At 49.2% G+C, this 1,418-nt stretch carries 2 protein-coding genes and 1 pseudogene; all 3 read right to left on the reverse strand.

The features are described 5' to 3' along the window. Window positions 1-574: 574 nt before the first annotated feature. Entirely contained in the window at window positions 575-733 is a 159-nt protein-coding gene (locus tag ACESY8_RS19655) for a hypothetical protein (protein WP_153810761.1), read from the reverse strand. Window positions 734-779: 46 nt separating this feature from the next. Then, a complete protein-coding gene (locus ACESY8_RS19660; RefSeq protein WP_256291321.1) occupies window positions 780-914 on the reverse strand; it encodes a hypothetical protein in 135 nt (44 codons plus the stop codon). A gap of 255 nt (window positions 915-1,169) precedes the next feature. Then, window positions 1,170-1,418, reverse strand: a pseudogene (locus ACESY8_RS19665) (6-phosphofructokinase); the annotation flags it as partial.

The following is a 1,418-nucleotide window of genomic DNA, read 5'->3' on the forward strand; positions in this document are numbered from 1 at the left end:
CTGAATTTTGAGCCAGAGGGGCGTATGACGCCCCTTGCAAGCCATGAAAAAGGAGGGATTCCCCCCACATGCAGTTCTAAATAACACAAAAGAGCGGCAAAAAGTGGCGTTGGTAGACCTCTGGTAGACACGCCGGGCATGCCAAGCACAAAAAGGCCCGGAACCGCAACGGTTCCGGGCTGCTTTTGGTAGACATTTGGTAGACTTAAACTTAACACACCATCCAATAATATAATATATTGAGGTTTCCGCCTGCGAACTATATCATTCGGTACAGGGTTCTCTATATAGAGCAAGGTTCGGCCTCTGGCTTTCATCCTCTATGCCATTTTGGGTTATGCACGAATTTGATTGTCCAAGTTTTTACTATCGTCCATAACGACAAATTCCCTGCAATTTTAAAAAGGCAAACAGGGACCGACTTTTGAAGAAGTCCAGAATACGGTTCCAAAATTCGACCCTCGTTCATTATGTTTTGGGCTCTTATCGGGATATATTTGTTTTTACAACTTTTAATTCCGTCAAATATCTCACCATATCGGCTATTTTTATCTGATTACAGAAACCTGCCACTTCAGGACAAGTGGAGCTTTTCCGCCCGTTGCCACTGCTCCGACGGCAACCACTTGTCCATAGCGGTATTGACGCTGCCGTAGATGGCATGGATGTCTTCATCCATACCATCTACGGCAGCCGAGTACCTCATGAGGTATCGCAGTCTTTTCAAGTCCATACTGTCATTGTCCATGTTGGTGCAGTCATTACTGAATGAAGTCCTTCTATAGCTTCTGCTGCTTCGGTGACAGGGCAATCCGCTTGGTGGAGTCGTTCTGCGCCACGTCGGACATCTTACAGTTGAAGGTGCTCCTGATCAGGATATCCTCCTCGTAGGACATCTGAAAAGCGGGTTTCACAATGCCGCGAACGCTCGTGATGTGCTGTACCCCTTGCCGTCGTTCTGAAATTTCATATTTCTTACGCAACTTACCCAAAGTCTTTGCGTAAACAGTCTGGCGCTTGCCGGTTCCTCCGCTGTTTAATATGTTATCAATAGTCATAAAACACCCGCATATATCTCTTCATAGACATTGAACCCCTTCAAATTAGGCCAATGAATGAGGATATCAGCGCCAAGCTGGCTTCGGGTATCAGTAGGTAATCTGGTACAATCAGCTCTGCCTGCACGCGTCCTGCAAATCAGAGACCAGCACCTTTTTCAGCCGTGCATAGCGGGGGAGGGAGTGTTCCTGCGGGGCCCGAGGGACGCCCTGAATCAGGGGGAGCACGTAGTCGATGAAGGGCTGCTCCAGGCCGTTCCCATCGGCGTTGATCCAGGCGCGGGGAACCGTCTTTTCCGCGTTGGCCACAATATCCAGGGGTTCCAGCACAGTCTCGCAGCGGTAGCCTCCCTCCCGGGT

It is taken from the genome of Clostridium sp. ATCC BAA-442 (assembly GCF_964239415.1).
Taxonomy (GTDB): Bacteria; Bacillota; Clostridia; order Oscillospirales; family Oscillospiraceae; genus Flavonifractor; species Flavonifractor plautii.